This is a genomic window from Streptomyces sp. NPDC050263 (genome assembly GCF_040655955.1).
Classification (GTDB): Bacteria; Actinomycetota; Actinomycetes; order Streptomycetales; family Streptomycetaceae; genus Streptomyces.
Genome location: NZ_JBFAKW010000073.1, coordinates 1 through 19,865, shown reverse-complemented (window position 1 = coordinate 19,865; position 19,865 = coordinate 1). Strand labels below are relative to the sequence as shown.

Sequence of the window (19,865 nt, the reverse complement as noted above, 5' to 3'; positions counted from 1 at the left end):
GCCCTCCTGCAGCAGGTCCCGGGGGAGGCGAATAGGCTGGTCGAAGGGGTCGATCCGGTCCGATCCGAGGAGCCTCCCATGAGGAAGAACAGAATCGGCGCCCGGCGTGCGGCGGGAGTCGTCACCGCACTCGCCACGGCCGCCGCGATCGCCTCCGCAGCGCCGGCTCAGGCTCAGTCCACCGCCGAGCTGTCCGTGGGTCACCGACGGCTGGGGCGGCGGGACCGTCACCAGCCGGCCTGCCGGGATCAACTGCCATACGTCGGCATGGGACCCGTACGCGGAGGACCAGCCACAGCCTTACCCGAGCGGCCCCTGCACCGCGACCTTCGAGGTCGGCACCACGGTCGCCTTCACCGCCACCCCCGACCCGGGATCCGTCGTCAACGACGGTCCCACGCCGAATCCCGTGACCGTCCGGACCGGCTACAACTTCACCTGGGTGATGTTCTGCCCGATCAACGGCCTCTGCTCCGCCGGTTAGGGCCAGACGCCTGTCATCCCTTGACCGCGGAGCTGGCCACGCCCTGGACGAACCAGCGCTGGAAGAACGCGAACACCACGAGCACGGGCAGGACCAGAAGGACGCCGAAGGCGAGGATCTGACCCCAGTCCGGGGGCAGTTGTCCCTGGAAGACGCTCATCTCCATCGGGAGCGGGCGGACCGAGGGGTCGGAGACCATCAGGACCGGCCACAGGAAGGAGCCCCACTGGGTGAGGAAGGTGAGGATCGCGACCGACGCGAACGCCGGCTTCGACATGGGCACGATGACGGCGAAGAAGGTGCGCCACGGTCCGGCGCCGTCGATGCGGGCGGCTTCCTCGATGCTCGGCGGGATCGTGCGGAAGAACGTGTGGAGCTGGTAGATGGAGAAGGCGTTGGCGATGAACGGGAGCGCCTGGATGAGGAGCGTGTTCCGCTGGTCGTTGAACAGGTAGAACAGCGGCACGGCGACCGACTCGAACGGCACCAGCATCAGCAGCAGGACGAGGGGGAAGACCGCCTCCCGTCCACACCACTTCAGCCGCGAAAGTCCGTACGCCGCCATCGAGTTGACGAACAGTCCGCCGGTCACCACGACGAACGCCAGCAGCAGCGAGACACCCATGAAGCGCCAGAAGTAGCCGGTGCTGTCGGAGTCGAGGGCGTCGAACACGGCGGAGTAGTTGTCGAAGGACAGGTGGGTGGGGAGGAAGCCGGACAGGCCGTTCAGTACCTCGTCGGAGGGCTTGAGGCTGCCCAGGAACAGGTAGATCACCGGCAGCGCGAAGACGAACGCCAGCACGCTCAGCACGGCGTAGTCGAGGAACCGGCGCAGTCGCGGACGGGTCGTCCCCGCGCTCATGCTCGTACTCATGTCAGTCCTCGTTTCCGGGGCGGACGACTCGGCGCTGGACGAGGGTCAGGACCACGACGACCAGGAAGAAGACGACGGTGATCGCGGACGCCTGGCCGATGTTGTTCTGGTCGAAGGCGGTGGTGACGGCCTGGTACATCACGGTGCGGGTGGCGTCCTCGTCGAGGCCGCCGCCAGCAGGCCGTCTGGACCATGCACCCCTTCCGGCACGGCGGCGCGGGGATGGCGATGTTCTACACCGGCGTCGTGGGCCTCACCCCCGAGGGCTGGCCCCTCCAGTCCGTCGGCCTCGCGTACTCCGACCGCACCGACGGCACCGGCTGGCGCCGCCACGGCGCCGGGCCGGTCGCCGAGGCGGACCCGCGCTGGTACCGGACCGGCGAACGCATAGGCTGGCGCGACCCGTTCGTCGTCCGCGACGACGAGTCGGACGGCTGGGTGATGGTCGTCTGCGCCAGTGACGCCTCCCTGCCGGTGGAGGTCAGCGGCGGTGTCGCCTGGGCCACCTCCGACGACCTGGAGCACTGGACCGTCCATCCGCCGCTCGTCTCGCCCGGCGACGTCGACGAACTGGAGTGCCCGGTCCTGGAACGCCTCGACGACGGCAGCTGGCTGCTGCTCGGCTCCATCGGCGCGAGCCGGGGCTTCGAGGCCTGGACCGCGCCCGGCCTGCGCGGCCCCTGGACCCGCCGCGGCCCCCTCGGCCCGTCCGGCGCCTACGCCCCCCGCGTCATCGCCGCGCTCGACGGCTCCCGCGTCGTCCTGCACACCACCCCGCGCCGCGTCGGCCTCACCGACGCGGGCGACCGCTGCCGCGGCATGCTCGCGCAGCCGAAACTGCTGGTCACGCCCGCGGGCGCGGCGCCGCGTCTGGAGTGGTGGCCGGGCCTGGACGCCTGGCTCGGCGAGGAGAGCGACGAGGCCGCTCTGCACGCGGTCGGCGACATCGGCGTGTCCGGACGCGTCGAGGTCACCCTGCGCACCGACGCACCCGGTGGCGGCAGCCCCGCCCTCGTGGTCGGCTGCGACGGCAGGGAACTCGTGGTCACCGGGCTCGACGGCGCCCCGCTCGGCCGGGCGGTGCTGGCCGAACCCGCGGCCGCCCTGCGCATCCTCACCGTCGGCGAGTACGTCGAGGTGTACGCCGACGGGGTATTCGTCCTGTCCACCGCGAGCTACTCCGGCCACCCGGCCCCGTGGACGGCCGTCGCGGACGGACGCGAACGCCCCGTCCCCGTCCGCCCCGTCCGCCTGCCCGACCCCCACCGCGACGACGCGTCCGCCGTCTGGCCGGGCAACCCGGATCTCCCCCTCCGCAGCCGCTGACCTCGGTTCACGCTTTCGCGGGAGCGGCCAGCGCCGGATCCTGGCCGGAGCGGATCAGCGCCTGGGCGACGCTCGCGAAGCGGCTGAAGACGCAGCAGGACCTGGCCCGCGGGCTCTGGGCGACGGACGACACCGCGGCGAAGCTGCTGGCGCTCCTGATCTGCCGGCCCAAGGCGTTCGAGCGTGACGAGCTGGACGGCATGCTGCGCCGGGCGCGCACGCCGAAGGTGCACGACTGGCTCGTGAACCACGTGGTGAAGAAGAGCCCGCACGCCGAAGAGCTGCGTCCGGTCTGGTTCGCCGATCCCGATCCGGTGGTCGCGAGCGCCGGCTGGGCGCTGACCACCGAGCGGGTGGCGAAGAAGCCCGCGGGCCTGGACCTCGCGGGGCTCCTCGACGTCATCGAGGCGGAGCTGAAGGATGCCCCGGACCGCCTCCAGTGGGCGATGAACCACTGCCTGGCTCAGATCGGGATCGAGCACCCCGAGCACCGCACCCGCGCGATCGACATCGGTGAGCGCCTCGAGGTGCTCAAGGACTACCCGACGTCCCCGGGCTGCACGTCGCCGTTCGCGCCCACCTGGATCACCGAGATGGTGCGCCGGCGGCACGACCAGCCGGTGGCCTGATCGGCGCGCCCTCGGGCCCGATCCTCGGTCACTGCTTGCGCGGGGCGCAGAGTTCCCGGTCGACGAGGGCGTTCTGGGCCTGCTCGGTGGAGAGGTCGCGGGCACCGTCGCCGGTGGTGTTCAGGACCACGATCTTGCGGCCGTCCTCGCTGATGCCGTCGCGGGTGGTGTAGCCGGGGAGGTCGCCGGGGTGGCTGTAGTAGGAGCCGCCGCAGCTGAGGGGGACCCGCAGCAGGCCGAGACCGTAGCCCGCGCCGGGCCATACGACGTCCAGGTCGGGGGTTGGCACGGTCGTCTTCATCTCGGCCAGCTCGGCCGGGTGCAGCAGCCGGCCGCCCAGAAGGGCCGCGTAGAAGCGGGTCAGGTCGGCGGTCGTGCCGATCATGGCGCCGGCCGCGCCCCCGGCAGTGGGGTTGAACTCGGTGGTGTCGATCGTCTCGCCGGAGCCGCCGAAGTCGGAGTAGCCGTGCAGATGGCGGCCGGGGATCCTGATGTCCGTGGTCGGCGCGGTGGTGTGGCGCATGCCCAGCGGCCGGACGATGCGCCGGGTCACCTCCTGCTGCCAGGTGTCGCCGGTGACCCGCTCGATGATCATTCCGGCGAGGATGTAGCCCGTGTTCGAGTACGACCACTTGGTGCCGGGCTCGAAGTCCGGCTTGTGCCTCATCGCGATGGCGACGAGCTGTTCGTCGGTCCAGGTCTTGTACCGGTTGGCCTGGAAGCCGTCCACGTCGGCGAGCAGGGGGAAGTCCGCCGTGTAGTTGAACAGCCCGCTGGTGTGCTGGAGCAACTGGCGTACGGTGACCTTGCTGCCGTCGTTGCCGTTGCCGGAGACGACTCCCGGCAGCCACTTCTCGACGGTGTCGTCCAGCGACAGCCGTCCCTCGCCGACCAGTTGCAGCACCACGGTGGCGACGAAGGTCTTGGTGGCGCTGGCCATGCGGAACCGGTCGCCGGGGCGCACCGGGGCCCCGGTGGCGGTGTCGGTCACCCCGGCGGTGGCGTAGCGGTGGCCGCGCGGGTCCGTCGACTCGGCCACGACGCCGACGGTGCCGGTCTTCATGATCGCGTCCACCGCGTCCTGCAGTTTCCCGCCCTGCGCGGGCTGGTCGAGAGGTGTCGACTTCGTCGCGGACGCCGACTCGTGCGCTGCCGCGCCCGTCATGGTGGCGGTGCCGGCCAGCGCGGCCACCACGCTCGCGGCCACTATGCGGGAGGCGATCCGGGTCCTGGCGGTGGTCGTGGCGTTCATCAGGCGCTGGCTCCTTGCGGTGGGTGACGCGGTCTTCGCACCGCCCTCGCGGTGCGACCACCACGCTAGGGACTCCGCCTGTGACGGACGATCAGGCCAGCGGGCCTGTTCCCGGTGGTGCTGCCCCCCGTACCCCGGTACAGCCAGCTGTACCTCCCGCACTCACCCGGCCCGACAGTTGACGTGCCGTCAGTTCCGGCGCTGCACGTCCTCCAGGTAGCGCAGCACCGCGGCCACCCGCCGGTCGACCTGGTCGGTGGGCGACAGGTCGAGCTTGGCGAAGATGCTGCGGATGTGCTTGTGGACGGCGCCGTCCGTGACGACGAGCCGTTCGGCGACGGCGCTGTTGCCCAACCCCTCGGCCATCAGGGCGAGTACGTCCTGCTCCCGGGGGCTGAGCCGCTCCAGCCTGCTGTCCCGGCGGCTGCGGGTGAACAACTGGGCGACGACCTCGGGGTCGATGGCGGTGCCGCCGTCCGCCACGCGCCGCAGCGCGTCGAGGAACTCCTCGACCCGGCCGACCCGTTCCTTCAGGAGGTATCCGAGACGGCCCACGCCGCTGCCGAGCAGTTCGGTCGCGAAGGACTGCTCGACGTACGCGGACAGCACCAGGACCGCCAGGTCGGGCCGGCGGCGTCTGGCCTCGACCGCGGCGACGATCCCCTCGTCGGTGTGGGTCGGCGGCATCCGGACGTCGAAGATGGCCACGTCGGGCTTGTGCTCGTCGATGGCCTCCAGGGCCGCGTCGGCGGTCCCGGCGGTGGCCACGACGTCGAGGCCCTCGGCGCGCAGCAGCAGGGCCAGCCCCTCGCGCAGCAGCGGGTCGTCCTCGGCAATCACTATCCGCATGAAAGTTCACCTTGGGAATCGTCAAGGCCCGTACGGGCGGGCGGTGTTGAGCGTGGGTCAGGATCCGCAGGGCAGTTCCACCGCGACGACGGTGGGGCCGCCTGGCGGGCTGCTCACAAAGAGGGTGCCGTCGTGTGCCGCGATCCGGCGGCGGATGCCGGTGAGTCCGGAGCCGCCGCCCTCGTCCGCGCCGCCGCGGCCGTCGTCGGTGATCCGCACCCGCAGCCGGCCGCCGCGGCTGCGGACCGTGACGGTGGCGTGCGCGGCCTGGCTGTGCTTGGCGACGTTGGTCAGCGCCTCGGCCACGACGAAGTAGGCCGTGGCCTCCACGGAGGCGGCACGGCGCTCGGGCGCCTCGACGTCGATGCGGCAGGGCACCGGGCAGTCGGCGGCCAGTCCGCTCAGTGCGCCTTCGAGACCGCGGTCGTCCAGTACGGGCGGCAGGATGCTCCGGGAGACCGAGCGCAGTTCGGCCAGCGCCTGTTCGGCGGCGCTCTGGGCGCGTTCGAGGAGTTCCTCGGCGCCGGCCGGGTCGCGGGTCACCATGCGGCGGGCGGCGCCGACCAGCACGGTGACGCTGACGATCCGGTTCTGGGTGCCGTCGTGCAGCGAGCGCTCGATGCGGCGCAGTTCGGCCGCGTGGGCGTCCAGGGCGGCGGCCCGGGTGGCGGTGAGCTCCGCGACGCGCAGGGACAGGTCCGTGTCGGGGCCGGCCGCGAGCAGCCGGCGTCCGGGCCCCGCCTGCAACCGGGCCATGCCGGGGGTGAGGCCCACGAGGACGGCGATCCAGGCCAGGCTCGTCAGGGCCACCGCGAGGGCGGCGGGCCAGGAGTGCGCGGCCGCGTTCCCGGCCGGCCAGGAAGCCGGGGCCGTGTCCTGCGGTATCAGCTGCCAGTACAGCGGATAGAGGAGGTCGCGGAGCGCGAAGAGCGGAAGCACGACGGCGATCAGGCTCAGCAGGAGCCCCAGCGTCGCGTGGCGCGCCAGCCAGCGCAGCTCCCGCCGGGTGGTGGGGTCGACCAGTGCGAGCCGCAGCCGGATCGGCGCCGGACCGGGGGCGATGACCTCGGGGCCGGAGCGGCCGAGCCGGCCGCGTTCCCGCGCGGCGAGGGCGTGCAGGGCACGCAGTACGGCGGGCGCCAGGAGCAGCCCCACGCCGAGCGGCGACAGCACCGCGGCGAGCGCCAGAGCGGCCAGCAGGGCCGACGCCGGCAGGGCGGTGCCGAGGGCGCCGGCGAGCTGTTCGAGCGCGGCGACGGCGGCGCCGACGGTCTGGCGGGCGACGGCTTTGATCCCGGTCCGCCGGTCGGTCGTCTCTTCTCGCTGGGTCCTCATCGGCCCCCTTTCGCCAACGACCTTAGAGTGCGGCCGAGTTCGCCGCCGGACCGGATCCCACTTCGACGCGGCCCCGCACTGCGGAACCCGCGTGCGGACCCCGGAGGTACAGCCTGCTGTACCCCGAACCGGGCGGCAGGCGGGGTCGGCCGCGAGGGCCGCTGATCCATAGCGTTCGGGCATGACAGCGGGGCCGGCCGGACAGGCGGTCCCGGATCCCCGAAGACTGCGGCGGAGGAACACCCGATGACGTACACCGACCCCTACCACCTCACCACCCCCCACTCCTCTGAGGCGCCCGCACCCGGCGTGACCGGCGCGGACGTGGTGCGTGTCCTGCTGTGGGCGGTGCTGGTGATCAGCGCGGTCGGCAACACCGTCGCCTCGTACGCCGCCGCCTCGACCCAGATCCACGTGGCGATCGGCGCGGTCACCGTGCTCTGCGTCGCCGGGCTCGTCGCGCAGCGGCTGCGGGGCCGTCGATGAACGCGGCTGTCGCGGGCGCCGGCCGCCCGATGTCTGAGGGGACGGCCCCGGGGACGGCGCACCAGCCGCCGCCCGCCATCGCGCTGACGCAGGTCAGCAAGACGTATCCGGGGGACGTCCGCGCCCTCGACGACGTGACTCTCACCGTCCGGCGCGGCACGTTCCTGGCGGTGATGGGGCCGTCCGGGTCGGGCAAGAGCACCCTGATGCACTGCGCCGCCGGACTGGACTCCCCCACCTCGGGCAGCATCCGGATCGCCGGCCGCGAGATCGCCGGGCTGAACGAGACGCGCCGTACCGAACTGCGCCGCGAGCACATCGGGTTCGTCTTCCAGTCGTACAACCTGGTCCCCTCGCTCAGCATCGCGGACAACATCACGCTGCCGCTGCGGCTTGCGGGCCGGGCGCCCGACCAGGAGTGGCTGCGGGCGCTGATCGACCGGGTCGGGCTGGCGGGACGGCTCGCGCACCGGCCGGCCGAGCTCTCCGGCGGTCAGCAGCAACGGGCCGCCATCGTACGGGCGTTGGTGGCCCGACCGGCCGTCGTGTTCGCGGACGAGCCGACCGGCGCGCTGGATCTGCACAGCGCGCACGAGGTGCTGGGCCTGCTGCGGGAGATCGTCGACGAACTGGGCCAGACGGTCGTGATGGTCACCCACGATCCGGCGGCCGCCGCTCAGGCGCACCGGGCGCTGGTGATGGCCGACGGCCGGGTGGTCGAGACCCTCGACCGGCCCACGGCCCCCGATCTGGCGAGCCGTCTCGTCGCCCTCGGAAGGGTGTAGCAACGATGTTCACTCTCGCGATACGGATGGCCGGGCAGCGCATCGCCGCGCTGCTGGCCGTGGCCTGCGCGGTGCTCGGCGGCGCGGCCCTGATCACCGCCACCGGAGTGCTGGCCGAGTCCGGGCTGCGTTCCCACCTTCCGGCCGGGCGGCTGGCCGACGCGGACGTCGTCGTCTCGGCCGACCAGAACTACCGCCACGCAGCCGACCTGCCGATCGCCCTCCCGGAGCGCGGCCGCGTCCCGGCGAAGCTGGTCGACGCGTTGGCGGGGCGGCCGGGTGTCGCCACGGCGGTCGGGGACATCGGCTTCCCCGCCGCGCTGGTCGACGGCCGGGGGGCCGTCGTCCCGACCGAGGACCCCGGGACGGCGGGCCACGGCTGGTCGTCGACCGGGCTGCTGCGGGACCCGCGGGTCGACGGCAGCCGGCCGGCGGGCGTGGACGAGATCGCCGTGGACAGCGCGACGGCCGCCGCCGCGGGCGTCGGGGTGGGCGACCGCGTCAAGGTCGTGGCGGCCGGCCGGCCCGCCGCCGTCCACCGCGTGTCGGCGGTGGTCGACGCTCCGGGCGCCGGGATCTTCTTCGCCGACGCGACGGCCGCACAGCTGTCCGGTCGGGACGGCCCGCCCCGCTCGGGGACCGTCGATCTGATCGCCCTGCGGATCGAGCCGGGAGCGGACGCCGACGCGGTCGCCGCCGACATCCGGGGGCAGGTGACCGGCATGGGGCTGGTGGTCGCCACCGGCGACGACCGGGGCGACCTCGCGGCGGTCGGCGCGGGCGCGGCGCGCTCCCTGCTCATCCTCCTGGCCGGTTCGCTGTCCGGGATCATCCTGCTCATCACCGGGTTCGTGACGGCGAGCGCGCTGGCGGTGTCGATCTCCGGGCAGCGGCGTGACCTGGCCCTGATGCGGGCGGTCGGGGCGACCCCGAAGCAGATCCGCCGGCTCGCCGCCGCCCAGGCCTCCGTCATCGCGGTCGTGGCCGCCGCACCCGGCATCGCCGTCGGCTATCTGCTGGCGGGCGAGTTCCGGAGCCGGTTGGCGGACCGCGGGGTCCTGCCGGACGGCCTGCCGCTGAGCCTCAGCCCGCTGCCCGCGCTCGCCACGGTCCTCCTCCTGGGCATCGCCGTGCAGGCGTCGGCGCGCGGCGCGGCCTGGCGCACCTCGCGCCTGCCGGCCACCGAGGCGGTCGCGGAGTCGCGCAGCGAACCCCGCAACCCGTCGAAGTTCCGCACCGGGGCGGGCCTGTTGACCATCGTCGCCGCGACCACCCTGTCCACCGCGCCGCTCTTCTCCCGCACGCTCATCGGCGCCTCCGCCACCTCGATCGCGGGCATCCTCGGGGCGATCGGCCTGGCGATGGCCGGACCCGCCCTCGTCCGGGGCATCGGCGACACGCTGGCCCGGGGGCTGAAGTCCGGTGGTTCCGCGCCGACTTGGCTGGCCGTGTCCAACGTGCGCGGCTACGCGCTGCGCCTCGCGGGCATCATCAGCACCCTCGCCATGGCCGTGGTGTTCGTGCTGACGTACACCCTCGCGCAGACCACCGTGCTGACCGCCACCGCGCAGCAGACCCGCGACGGCACCCTCGCCCAGCAGCGGCTGACCGCACCGGGCCTCGGCGGCCTGCCCGCCGACGCGCTGACCGCCGTTCGCCGGACCGAGGGCGTGCGGGCCGCGGCTCCGGTCAGTTCGACGACGGTGGTGTGGCCCTACCGGATGTTCGGCGACGAGCAGGTGGAGTCCGGCTCGGCGATGATCCTGACCCCGGACGCGGCGAACGTCCTCGACCTGGACGTGGAGTCCGGCAGCCTGACCGGGCTCACCGGCGACACGATCGCCGTCAGCTCGGACGTCGCCGCCTCGCGCGGCGCGGAACCGGGCCGCTCGGTGACCCTGGTCCTCGGCGACGGCACCCGCGTCACCGCCCGGGTCGCCGCGGTGTACGGCCGCGGCCTCGGCTTCGGTTCGGTCGTGCTCTCCAGGGACGTCGCCGCCGGTCATACGACCACGGGTCTCGACCAGAGCATCCTGGTCCGCACCGACGGCAGCGCCGCGGCGAGCCGCGGCCTCGCCGCCCTCGCCGCGTCCCGGCCGGGCCTGGCCGTCGGGCCCGCCGCCGACACCGCCGACGGCGGACTGAGCGACGCCCCGCCCGAGGTCTGGATGAACCTGGCCCTCATCGTCGTGCTCCTCGGCTATCTGCTCCTCAGCATCGCCAACAAGATCGTCGCCGCCACGACTCAGCGCCGCACCGAACTGGCCACCCTCCGCCTCAACGGCACCACGCCGCGCCAGGTCCGCGTGATGATGCGCCGCGAGGCCGCGATGATCGCGGCCGCCGCGCTCGGCGCCGGCCTGGCGCTGTCGGCGGTTCCGCTCGCCCTGCTGGGCGTGGGGTTCCTGGGCCGCCCCTGGCCCGCGGGCCCGGTCTGGCTGCTGCCCGCCCTGGTCCTCACGATCGTCGCCCTGGCCTTCCTGACCGTCGAGCTCCCCACCCGCCGGGCGCTGCGCACCGCACCGGTCCACGCCCTCGCCGACCGTCAGTAGCCGTGAAGTCGCGGTGCCGCGCACAGCGAAAGCTCTAGGGCTAGAAGTAGCCTGAGGGGGTGAGCGAGCTTCCCAGGCAGGAACACCCCGTGCAGCTGATCCGAGTGATCTGGACGCTGCACCGGGTTCTGAACCAGCGACAGGCGCCTCCCATCGGCGAGACAAGGCGCCCGCTCGCCCAGGTCGAAGTGCTGCGGCTGGTCGAGAGCCAGCCGGGCATCAGCGTCCGCGGGGTCGCGACCACACTGCGCATGCAGCCCAACAACGTCAGCACACTCGTCACTCAACTCGCCCGGGACGGCTACCTCGAACGCCGTACCAACACCCAGGACAAGCGTTATGTGGAGCTGCATCCCACAGACAAGATGCACACGGCGATCAGCGAGGTGAACGAGAGCCTCAACGAGGCGATCACCGAGGTTCTGGAGCAGCTGCCGCCGGAGGCTTCCCAGCGCATCATCGACGCGATCCCCGACCTGTGGGAACTCGCGCAGACGCTCGCCTCTCCGCAGAAGTGAGGCGGCGCGTCGGGGCGCCCGCGTCATGACGCGGGCAGCGCCCGGTAGTAGCGGGCGGCTCCGGTGTGCAGGGGGACGGGGGTCCGGCCCATGGCGGCGGGGTCGACGGGACCGGTGACCGGGCCGCGCTCCGGGTCCGGGTGGTGGTGCCGACCGTCGAGCACGTGCCGCCGCTCCCCCAGGATCCATGCGACGGCGTAGGCGACGTCGCCTGCGAGATCGGCGCGGGTGAGCACCAGGAAGTCGGAGAGGTCGAGGGTGCGCAAGCCTCCCCGGCCGGGGAGGCAGTCGTCCGCCATGGTCGCCGCCGGCCAGCAGAAGTCCTCGTAGAGACCGGTCAGGACGTCCTCCTCGATCTCGAGGAAGTTCAGGTCGCGGCCGATCTCCTGCCGCTGCGGCAGCATGACCGTCTCCTGGACGACGGCGTTCGCCCGGCCTTCCTTCACATGGGCCAGCGACTCGAACGGCCGCTCGTTCTCGAGCAGTTCGCCGCCCCATCCGATGACGTCGACCCCCGAGCGGGTCAACACCTCGTGCGCGGCCAGGCCCACGTGGTGTTCGCCGTCGTTGAGGGAGGTGGCGAGCCGCAGGGCCGGCTTGCGCTCGCGCAGTTCGGCGAAGGCGGCGATTCCGAGGTCCCTGTGCACGGCCACCACCAGACGGTTGCGCCGGGGCACCACCCCCACGGCCCGCAGGTCGGGGTAGGACTCGTCCGCGTAGACACCGCTCCCCTCCAGCGCCACGACCGTGAAGGCGGCGGGGGCGGCCAGGGCCACCTGCACCTCGCCCCTGCCCACGGCCCGGACGGCGTCGCTGCGGCCGGGGCCGTTCCAGGTGGCGATCCGGGTGCGCGGCCCACAGCGGTCCGCCAGCTCCTCGGCGATCCAGCCGCAGACCCGATGCAGGTCGGCCGCGCCCCCGTCACCGCGAAGATGCAGCGTGAGAGAGCGCTCGATCTTCGGCTCGGCAGGCCGGTCCCCGGGCGTGGCGGATGAACTCATGACGACTCCTGTCCTGATGCACGAGAGATAAATCTACACATATACCTATATGACTAGATTCACTCACCGTAAAGCTTGCCGTCGAACCGGTGGTGCGATCTAGTGTTAGAGCTATAGTTTTAGACTCATCGGGAGACCAGGAAATCAGGAACCGACACATGCCTTCCACGCCCACCGACCACTCGGCGCACGTCACCGCCGTCCGCCTGCTGCGCACACCCAAGCTGTGGCTGCCGCCGGCCGTGCTGCTCACGATCGCTCTCACCCTCATCACGCTGCTCTTCAACGGCAGCATCGCGAACCCCGGCGCCGACCTGCGGGACGCCCCCATCGGTCTGGTCAGCCTGGACAGGGGGGCCGCCAAGGGACAGGCCCCGCCCGTGAACATCGGCAACAAGGTCGTGGAGGGCATAGCCGCTCGACCGCAGAAGCCCCACAAGCAGGTGGAGTGGAAGACGTTCACTTCCCTGGAGGCCGCGAAGAAGGCGATCGGACGGAACGAGCTGTTCTCGGCGATCGTCCTGCCGTCGGACTACAGCGCCAAGATGCTCAGCCTCATGGGCACTCACCCCGAGAAGCCCGAGGTCACGATCCTGACCAACCACGGTTCGGGGGCCATGGCGGCCTCGATCGGCGAGAAGATCGCCACGAACTCGGTCCAGGCCGCGTCCTCGGGTGCCGCCGAGGGGGCCCTGCAGCAGGGCCTGAAGGCCGGAGCCGAGGTGCCCGCCGCCAATCAGGCCCTGCTGAAGGACCCGATCACCATCGCCTCGGCGCCGGGAGCACCCCTGGGTGAGCGCACCGGGATGGGCATGACCGCGTTCTTCTACGCGATCCTGCTGATGCTCTCCGGCTTCCTCGGCGCGAACCTCCTGCACGCGGCGCTCGACGGCAGCCTCGGTTACAGCCCGAACGAACTCGGGCCCAAGCGACACGTCGTCGCTCCCCAGCGCATCAACCGACGCCAGACCCTGCTGGCCAAGTGCCTGATCATGGTCGGCGTCGCCCCGATCCTGTCCGCCACGATCCTGGCGATGTCCACGTGGGCCCTCCATCTCGACCTGCCGAATTCGCTGACGCTGTGGCTGTTCAGCACCGCGGCGATCGCAGCGGTGGGCATCGGCGCCCTGGCCATGCTGGCCGTGCTGGGCGGTCCTGGCGTCCTCATCGGCGTGATCTTCTTCATCGCGGCCTCCATCCCCACCTCGGGCGGCGCGATCCCGCTGAACGCGATGCCCCCGTTCTGGCGGTTCCTCGCCATGTTCGAACCACAGCGAGCTTTCACCGACGGTGTCCGCGCCATCATCTACTTCGACGCGCAGGGCGCCGCGGGACTCGACCGCGCCTGGACCACGGTGGGCGTCGGAACCCTGACCGCCCTCGTCGTCGGCTTCGGCGTGACCTGGCTCTACGACCACAAGGGCTGGCACCGCATCCACCCGCACGCCCTCACCCGGCTGCGGCACTTCCTCCACCGCGAGAACGACGCGGAGCACGCCGAGGCCACGGCGACCGCGTAACCACAGCACCCAGCACCACAGCACCACAGTCTCCCGTGCCGCATGGAGCACGGGACGGCCGCCAGGAGCAGGGGACGGCACCACCGGCGGCCGCGTCCGGCCCTCGCGAGGGCCAACGGGCGGCGCGGCCACGGAGACGGCATCCGGCTGCGCCGCCCTCGGCGTCACGGCGACTTCGCCCTGCTCCGAGGTGTCACGCCCCGGAACCGGCTGCCCGGTGTCGATCAGCGGTAGTCGGGATTCGGGGCGTCGAGGCGGCAGCCCGCGTCCCACTCGGAGCGCTGGTTGCCGTGGGCCGGGAAGCCGCCCGCGCGCTTGAGGAGGGCCGCCGTGTGCATCAGGTTCCAGGTCATGAAGGCGGTGTTGCGGTTGGTGAAGTCGTTCTCCGGGCCGCCCGAGCCGGGGTCGAGGTACGACGGTCCGGGGCCCGCGGGGCCGATCCAGCCGGCGTCGGCCTGCGGCGGGATCGTGTAGCCGAGGTGCTGGAGGCTGTAGAGGACGTTCATCGCGCAGTGCTTGACGCCGTCCTCGTTGCCGGTGATCAGGCAGCCGCCGACACGGCCGTAATAGGCGTACTGGCCCTGGGAGTTGAGGAGACCGGAACAGCCGTAGAGCCGTTCGACCACCTTCTTCGTCACCGAGCTGTTGTCGCCCAGCCAGATGGGCCCGGCCAGCACGAGGATGTCCGCGGCCATCACCCGCTCGTACAGGGCCGGCCAGGCGTCGGTGGCGAAGCCGTGCTCGGTCATGTCCGGGTAGACGCCGGTCGCGATGTCGTGGTCGACGGCCCGGAACTCGTCCGTGGCGACGCCGCGCGCTTCCATGATCGCGCGGCTCTTGTCGACCAGTCCCTGGGTGTGGCTCTGCTGCGGCGACGGCTTCAGGGTGCAGTTGACGAACAGGGCGGTCAGGTCGTCGAAGCGGTAGGCGTCGTCGGCGGGGCGGACGGCGGACGGCGATGCTGCCATGGCGGGCTCCTCACATGAGGCGGGACGGGAAGGCTCACCGGCAGCGTCTCGCGCGGATCTCCGTTTGTCCCCGCCCGACTCTCCTCAGCGATGCGGACCGACTCGGGCGGCCGTATCCAGGATCCTGAAGAAGGGGCCGGACCTGGGCGGGAGTTGCCGGCCGCTTTGTCACCGTACGAAAGGTCACTGGTTCCGGTCGGCTCAGGTGCCGGACAGTGCCTCCGTCGGTGACAGCCTGCTGGCCCGGACCGCCGGATACAGGCCGGCGATCATGCCGATGACGAGCGTCGAACCGATGCCCGCCGCGCTCGCCCACGCCGGGACGACCGTCGGCCAGTCGCGGCTGAGGGCGTATCCGGCCGTGATCAGCGTGCCGAGCGCCGTTCCGCCGAGCCCGCCGATCAGCGACAGCAGCAGGGACTCCGTGACGAACTGCGTGCGGATCTGCCCCCGCGTCGCGCCCAGGGCACGGCGCAGGCCGATCTCGGAGCGGCGTTCCAGGACCGAGATGACCATGGTGTTGCCGACCCCGACCCCGCCGACCAGGAGTGCCACACCGCCGAGGCCGAGCAGCAGGCCGGTCAGCGCCGACTCAGCGGCCTCGCGGGCAGCGAGAGCGTCCGAGGGGCGGGAGACCTGCACCTCGCCGGGCTTCTCGGGGTACGCCGTGGCCGCCAGCACCGACCGTACGGACGTGACCTGGCTGTCCTCGGCGCGGACGTACACCGTCGAGGGGTGGCCGTCGAAGCGGAGATACCTCTCGGCCGCCGACCAGCCGACCAGAGCGGCGCTGTCGATCTCCGGTGCGAGCGGTACCGGATCGAGGACGCCGATCAGCGAGAACCAGCGTTCGCCGAGCCAGACCCGCGTGCCGGGGGTGTACACGTCGAGCCGCCGGGCGGCGGTCGAGCCGAGGACCACCGCCGGGTACTCCTGCGTCGCTGTGTCCAGCCAGCGCCCCTTGCCGACCTGTCCGCCGACGGCCGGCAGCAGATCGGCGCCGGCCGCCAGGACGTGCAGGGAGCCGGTGCGGCCGACGGCGATGCGTTCGTTGCGGTAGACGTTCGCCCCGGTCTCGCCGGTGGCGGCGACCTGTCGCACCGGGGGAACACGGCGGATCATCGCCACGGACTCCGGGGGAAGCTCGGCCTCGTCGCCGGCGAGGGTCCGGCCCGGGGCGACCCGCAGGAGATTCGTGCCGAGGGCGTCGAGCCGACGGTCGACCTCCGCCCGCCCGGAGCCGGAGATGCCGACCACCGCGATCATCGCGGCGACACCGATGGCGATGCCGAGCGCGGAGAGGAAGACCCGCAGCGGACGAGTCCGCAGGCCGGTGCCGCCGAGCCGTACGACGTCCACGGGACGGAGCCGCGCGGCGCGCAGCCGCGCCGGCTCCGGGACCGGAGCGGTGGTGTCCGAGGACGTGGGCGCCCGGGCGCGGAACTCCAGGGTCTCCGAATCCGGGGCCCCGGCCGCCGTGGGACGAGGGTCCGGGGCCTGCCCGGAGGAGTTCGTCGTGCGGTCCGTCACCGAGGCGCCCCGATCGTCGTGCTCTGTGCCGTGTCGGCGACCAGACGGCCGTCGTGCATCTCGATGCGGCGCGGCAGCCCGGCCGCGATGTCACGGTCATGGGTGATGACGACGACGGTCGTGCCGGCGGCGTTCAACTCCCGCAGCAGGGTGAGGACGGTCGTGCCCGACGCCGAGTCGAGGTTTCCGGTCGGCTCGTCCGCCAGCAACACCGAGGGTCCCCCGACCACCGCCCGGGCGACCGCGACGCGCTGGCGCTCGCCGCCGGAGAGCTGGTGCGGCAGGTGGTGCACACGGTGGCTGAGCCCGACCCGGGCCAGCGCGGCCGCCGCCTTGGCACGGCGGCGGCGTATCGGCACGCCCGCGTAGAGCAGGCCGTCCGCCACCGAGTCCAGTACGCACACGCCGACCGAGAGGTGGAACTGCTGGAAGACGAAGCCGATCCGGGTGGCCCGCAGCGCGGAGACCTCCCGGTCCGACAGGCTCGCCACGTCGTGGCCGTCGACCAGGACCCGACCGGCGGAGGGGTGGTCGAGGCTGCCCATGAGGTGGAGCATGCTCGACTTCCCGGAGCCGGACGGACCGACGATCGCGACCAGTTCGCCCCGTCCGATGCGCAGACTCACGTCCCGTACCGCCACCACGCCTCCGGGGTAGGCCTTGGAGACCGCGTCGAACTCCACGACCGCCGTCACTCCGGGATCCTCACCTTCATGCCCTCGCGGACCGTGGGACCGCTGACCTCCACGTCGCCGTCGGCGAAGAGTCCGGTCCGCACGGCGACGAACCGGCCGTCCGCGGTCTCCAGGCCGTGCCCGCCCTCGGCGAGGGCGACCAGCGCGGCGACCGGGACGGCCAGTACGTCCTTGGCCTCGTTGCCCACGTACTCGACCGTCACCGGGCCGCTCTCCAACCGGCCTATGGTCTTCTGGTCCTCCATGGTGATGGTCACGGGAATCGTGGCGGTCCTGCCCGAGCCGCCCTCCCCTCCCTCCGGCGTGGTCGCCTGCTTGCCCACCGACGCCACCCTGCCCTTCACGGGTGTGCCGTCGGGCAGTTCGACCGTGACGGCGGACCCGCGTACGGCCCACGAGGCGTCCGCTGCGGAGGCGTCGACGATCACCTTCCGGGAGGTACCGGTGTACGCGAGGGTGTTCTCCCCGGCCGCCGACCCGAGCCGGGCGCCGGCCGAGCCGATCCTTGCCTTTCCGGCGGAGTAGATGACGTCGCCCACCCCGACCGTGCCCGTCTCGGCCAGTCCGAGCGACTTCTGCCAGCGTCTGACCGCCGCTGCGGTGCCGTCGGTGAATCGCTCGTCCACCGTGAAACCAGTGTGTCCCAGGGCGGCCAGATTGGTTTCGAACTGCATGACATCCATGCCCCACAGTTCGCTCGACGTCTGGGAGACATCGGTGTCCCCGCCGGTTCCGGCACCCTCCGGCGCCGGTGAACCGGAGGAGCTCGGGGACTTGCCGTCCCCGGCGCTCGGCTGCCGCCCGCCCGCGTCCTGGTCGTCCGCCGCGTCCTGCTCGTCCTCCTGGGGGGCCGGCCCCAGGCTCCGGTACATCGGCAGCGATCCGTACATCAGGATCACCGGCCGGTCGTCGACCCGGAGCAACTCGTCGCCGCGCTCCACCGTCGCGCCCTGCTCGGGCAGCCAGGTCACGGTCCCGGTCGCCTTGACCGGCAGCGGCAGTTCCGTGCCGTAGCCCAACTTGCCTTCCACCGTGGTGCGTTCGGTCAGCGTCTCCCGCGTCACCGATACGACGGCCCCTGTCCGGGGCAGAACACTCGCCCCCTCGTCCTCGCCGCCGCCGAGCCCGAGCGCGCCGACCACGGCGACCGCCGCCACGACGACGACGGCCGAGGCGATCAGCACCGTGCGCCGCCTGCGTCTGCGGCGCGACGGAGGCGGAGGCGGCGCGGGAGTCGTCCCGTCCGCGTCGTCGACCCGCGTCACTGTCTCCGTCATCTTCAGCCCTTGGCCGGGGGCTGGTTCGTCGGGTTGCCGGAGATCGGCGCGCAGACGCGCGTCGCGCGCTGCGCACCGGCCGAGCTCTGGTCCCACTCGGGGATGCCCGAGTTGTCATTCCTCTGGTAGCCGTCGGGGCCGGGGTCCGGGTAGTCGGGGGCGCCGTTCTTCTGCATACAGGCGGCGAAGTCCCGCGCGACCTTGATCTGCGCGGCGGTGAGCTCGGGCCGGTTGGCGTCCTCGATGCTCTCGGGAACAGTGGCCTGCTTGTCGGCGCACTTCTGCGACGCGTCGAGGAATTTCGGATCCTTCTTCAGCGCCCGCGCTCCGTCGCCGCCGCCGAAGTCGACCTGGCCCTTCTCGTCCGGGTCCGGCGCGTCGACGCCGTTGTCCCGCAGACACCGCACCCAGTCCCGCTGTGCCTTCACGTACGCGGCCACTTCGTCGCCGCCGCCCTGCTCGCCCGTCGTCGTGGCCGAGGCGGACGAGCTCCCACCGCCGGCCGTCGGCACCTTTGAGTCACCGTCGCCGCTGCCGCAGCCGGCCAGCGCGAAGGCGACGATCGAGGCCACCACGGCCGGCAATACCCGATCAGTCGTCATTGGTTCTCCCACTCTCCTGTCGAACCGTCGGCGAACGCGACGGGCAGGCCGACCGTAGAGCGGAGATGATGAAGAACCTTTGAAGAACCTGTCAGCCGATCATGCGGCTGTCGGCCGTCGGCCCCGTCGCGAAGGCGCCCCGGAACCGGGCCCGGACCGTCAGCGCCCTCTCAGAGCCGCCGCCGGTCGCGCAGGTAGGGGACCACCAGGAATCGGGGCCTGTTGAAAATCGCTATCGGGACCATCAGCAGCCAGCACGACAGGACTCCGGCAGCTCCCGACAGCGCGATCACCATCCAGGGCTCGGCCGGCCTGCCGTCGCCGGAGGCTCCCTCTCCGACGGTCGCCGCGATCACGGCGATCGCCATGAAGACCCAGTGGGCGGCCAGGACCACGACCCCACGCGTCAGGGCCCACCCTCCCCCGATCCCGATGCGTGTGCTCAGCGACAGCGCGGCGTCCGGGGCACGCTCCGGTTCCCTCCACACGCGTACCGCCAGCCAGACATACCGAACGGCCAGCGCAAGCAAGCCCGCCAGGATGAACACGCCCCACAGCATCAGCGACTCCATTCCGATCGCCGGTCATCGTGACAGCGCTTCGCGTCCGCCGTCGATCAAATCGTGGACATCTTTGCGTACGGATCGGCGGCCAGGACGTCGGAAAGACTCACAGCGGGGCAGCCCAGCAGCGCTGTCAGCGCGCGCCGCTGGCGCTCGGTCAAAGAGGCGACGAAGACTGCCGCGTCGGCGTCGGCCTGCTCGCATCCCTCGGCCACCTCGCGAACCTTTCCGTAGCTCAGCAGAGTCCGTGAGGAAAAGGGCAGGCCCATCTTCTGGGCCCCGCCGTCCGAAACGCCCCGTCGCTGCACGATCTGCCCGACGACCCGAGCGCCGCGCGCCCCCAGTTCCGTGGCCGCTGACGCCATGAGCGTCGCGAAGTCCTTCTCCTTCGCGGAGAAGTAGCCGACCAGCATCACATCGGCCCCCGCGAGCGTGAGCCGGGCAGCCTGGCGCCGGGTCGGCTCCGCCTGCGTACGGCGACTCAAGCGCCGGTCGCGCCTTCGGGGCTGGTGCATGCGCCACAGGCTAGTGCCGCGGCAGGCAACGTTTGCCCGTCAAGGAGCGGCGTCTGGTGCGTGCTCTCGGTGTGCCGGCCGGAAGTCCTCGTACTGGACGTACT

Annotated in this window: 20 protein-coding genes and 1 pseudogene; 8 read left to right on the top strand and 13 right to left on the bottom strand. The window is 72.2% G+C overall.

From position 1 onward, the window contains the following. Positions 1 to 106 precede the first annotated feature (106 nt). A complete protein-coding gene (locus AB0J04_RS28330) occupies positions 107 to 484 on the top strand; it encodes a hypothetical protein (protein ID WP_363171390.1) in 378 nt (125 codons plus the stop codon). A 13-nt stretch (positions 485 to 497) separates the two neighbouring features. On the opposite strand, the gene AB0J04_RS28325 is transcribed toward AB0J04_RS28330, so the two are convergent. Then, on the bottom strand, positions 498 to 1,358 hold the full coding sequence (locus tag AB0J04_RS28325; protein ID WP_363171389.1) for a carbohydrate ABC transporter permease: 861 nt from the start codon (positions 1,356 to 1,358) through the stop codon (positions 498 to 500). 1 nt (position 1,359) lies between these two features. Beyond that, positions 1,360 to 1,497, bottom strand: coding sequence for a hypothetical protein (locus tag AB0J04_RS28320; protein ID WP_363171388.1), 138 nt, complete (start codon positions 1,495 to 1,497; stop codon positions 1,360 to 1,362). Positions 1,498 to 1,550: 53 nt separating this feature from the next. Here AB0J04_RS28320 and AB0J04_RS28315 point away from each other — a divergent pair, with 53 nt between their 5' ends. Together AB0J04_RS28315 and AB0J04_RS28310 are read left to right on the top strand one after the other, a co-directional pair. Then, the gene (locus AB0J04_RS28315; protein ID WP_363171387.1) at positions 1,551 to 2,684 is read left to right on the top strand and encodes a mucin-1; all 1,134 of its coding nucleotides are present in this window, start codon (positions 1,551 to 1,553) and stop codon (positions 2,682 to 2,684) included. Positions 2,685 to 2,755: 71 nt separating this feature from the next. Further along, positions 2,756 to 3,313, top strand: a pseudogene (locus AB0J04_RS28310) (DNA alkylation repair protein); the annotation flags it as partial. A gap of 28 nt (positions 3,314 to 3,341) precedes the next feature. On the opposite strand, the gene AB0J04_RS28305 reads toward AB0J04_RS28310, so the two are convergent. The 3 genes from AB0J04_RS28305 to AB0J04_RS28295 all read right to left on the bottom strand — a co-directional run bounded on the left by AB0J04_RS28305 (position 3,342) and on the right by AB0J04_RS28295 (position 6,749). Beyond that, a complete protein-coding gene (locus AB0J04_RS28305; protein WP_363171386.1) occupies positions 3,342 to 4,565 on the bottom strand; it encodes a serine hydrolase domain-containing protein in 1,224 nt (407 codons plus the stop codon). 189 nt (positions 4,566 to 4,754) lie between these two features. Further along, a complete protein-coding gene (locus tag AB0J04_RS28300; RefSeq protein WP_363171385.1) occupies positions 4,755 to 5,414 on the bottom strand; it encodes a response regulator transcription factor in 660 nt (219 codons plus the stop codon). A gap of 57 nt (positions 5,415 to 5,471) precedes the next feature. Further along, positions 5,472 to 6,749 (bottom strand): sensor domain-containing protein, encoded by a 1,278-nt coding sequence (locus AB0J04_RS28295; RefSeq protein WP_363171384.1) that lies wholly within the window; start codon positions 6,747 to 6,749, stop codon positions 5,472 to 5,474. Positions 6,750 to 6,995: 246 nt separating this feature from the next. Here AB0J04_RS28295 and AB0J04_RS28290 point away from each other — a divergent pair, with 246 nt between their 5' ends. The 4 genes from AB0J04_RS28290 to AB0J04_RS28275 are packed head-to-tail and all read left to right on the top strand — an operon-like array spanning position 6,996 to position 11,090. Beyond that, a complete protein-coding gene (locus tag AB0J04_RS28290) occupies positions 6,996 to 7,235 on the top strand; it encodes a hypothetical protein (RefSeq protein WP_363171383.1) in 240 nt (79 codons plus the stop codon). A 29-nt stretch (positions 7,236 to 7,264) separates the two neighbouring features. Continuing rightward, a complete protein-coding gene (locus AB0J04_RS28285) occupies positions 7,265 to 8,020 on the top strand; it encodes an ABC transporter ATP-binding protein (RefSeq protein WP_363171382.1) in 756 nt (251 codons plus the stop codon). A gap of 5 nt (positions 8,021 to 8,025) precedes the next feature. Next, positions 8,026 to 10,572 carry an FtsX-like permease family protein gene (locus tag AB0J04_RS28280; protein ID WP_363171381.1) on the top strand — a complete coding sequence of 849 codons (2,547 nt, stop codon included), beginning with the start codon at positions 8,026 to 8,028 and terminating at the stop codon, positions 10,570 to 10,572. Positions 10,573 to 10,631: 59 nt separating this feature from the next. Next, positions 10,632 to 11,090 carry a MarR family transcriptional regulator gene (locus AB0J04_RS28275; protein WP_363171380.1) on the top strand — a complete coding sequence of 153 codons (459 nt, stop codon included), beginning with the start codon at positions 10,632 to 10,634 and terminating at the stop codon, positions 11,088 to 11,090. Between the two features lie 23 nt (positions 11,091 to 11,113). Here AB0J04_RS28275 and AB0J04_RS28270 read toward each other — a convergent pair whose 3' ends face one another. Further along, a complete protein-coding gene (locus AB0J04_RS28270) occupies positions 11,114 to 12,091 on the bottom strand; it encodes a TAXI family TRAP transporter solute-binding subunit (RefSeq protein WP_363171379.1) in 978 nt (325 codons plus the stop codon). A gap of 158 nt (positions 12,092 to 12,249) precedes the next feature. Between AB0J04_RS28270 and AB0J04_RS28265 the strand changes: the two genes are divergently transcribed. Further along, positions 12,250 to 13,611, top strand: a complete 1,362-nt coding sequence (locus AB0J04_RS28265; RefSeq protein ID WP_363171378.1) for a DUF3533 domain-containing protein — start codon at positions 12,250 to 12,252, stop codon at positions 13,609 to 13,611. A 224-nt stretch (positions 13,612 to 13,835) separates the two neighbouring features. Here AB0J04_RS28265 and AB0J04_RS28260 read toward each other — a convergent pair whose 3' ends face one another. The 7 genes from AB0J04_RS28260 to AB0J04_RS28230 form a co-directional block, all read right to left on the bottom strand. Next, a complete protein-coding gene (locus AB0J04_RS28260) occupies positions 13,836 to 14,579 on the bottom strand; it encodes a flavodoxin family protein (RefSeq protein WP_363171377.1) in 744 nt (247 codons plus the stop codon). Between the two features lie 201 nt (positions 14,580 to 14,780). Further along, positions 14,781 to 15,962 carry an ABC transporter permease gene (locus tag AB0J04_RS28255; protein ID WP_363171417.1) on the bottom strand — a complete coding sequence of 394 codons (1,182 nt, stop codon included), beginning with the start codon at positions 15,960 to 15,962 and terminating at the stop codon, positions 14,781 to 14,783. A gap of 143 nt (positions 15,963 to 16,105) precedes the next feature. Further along, positions 16,106 to 16,804, bottom strand: coding sequence for an ABC transporter ATP-binding protein (locus tag AB0J04_RS28250; protein ID WP_363171376.1), 699 nt, complete (start codon positions 16,802 to 16,804; stop codon positions 16,106 to 16,108). After that, entirely contained in the window at positions 16,801 to 18,081 is a 1,281-nt protein-coding gene (locus tag AB0J04_RS28245) for a peptidoglycan-binding domain-containing protein (protein ID WP_363171375.1), read from the bottom strand. The genes AB0J04_RS28250 and AB0J04_RS28245 overlap by 4 nt, the downstream gene beginning before the upstream one ends. Before the next feature lie 2 nt (positions 18,082 to 18,083). Next, a complete protein-coding gene (locus AB0J04_RS28240; RefSeq protein WP_363171374.1) occupies positions 18,084 to 18,683 on the bottom strand; it encodes a hypothetical protein in 600 nt (199 codons plus the stop codon). Between the two features lie 170 nt (positions 18,684 to 18,853). Further along, positions 18,854 to 19,243 carry a hypothetical protein gene (locus AB0J04_RS28235; RefSeq protein ID WP_363171373.1) on the bottom strand — a complete coding sequence of 130 codons (390 nt, stop codon included), beginning with the start codon at positions 19,241 to 19,243 and terminating at the stop codon, positions 18,854 to 18,856. A gap of 56 nt (positions 19,244 to 19,299) precedes the next feature. After that, positions 19,300 to 19,761: a hypothetical protein gene (locus AB0J04_RS28230; protein ID WP_363171372.1), complete on the bottom strand. Its 462-nt coding sequence runs from the start codon at positions 19,759 to 19,761 to the stop codon at positions 19,300 to 19,302. Positions 19,762 to 19,865: the final 104 nt, after the last annotated feature.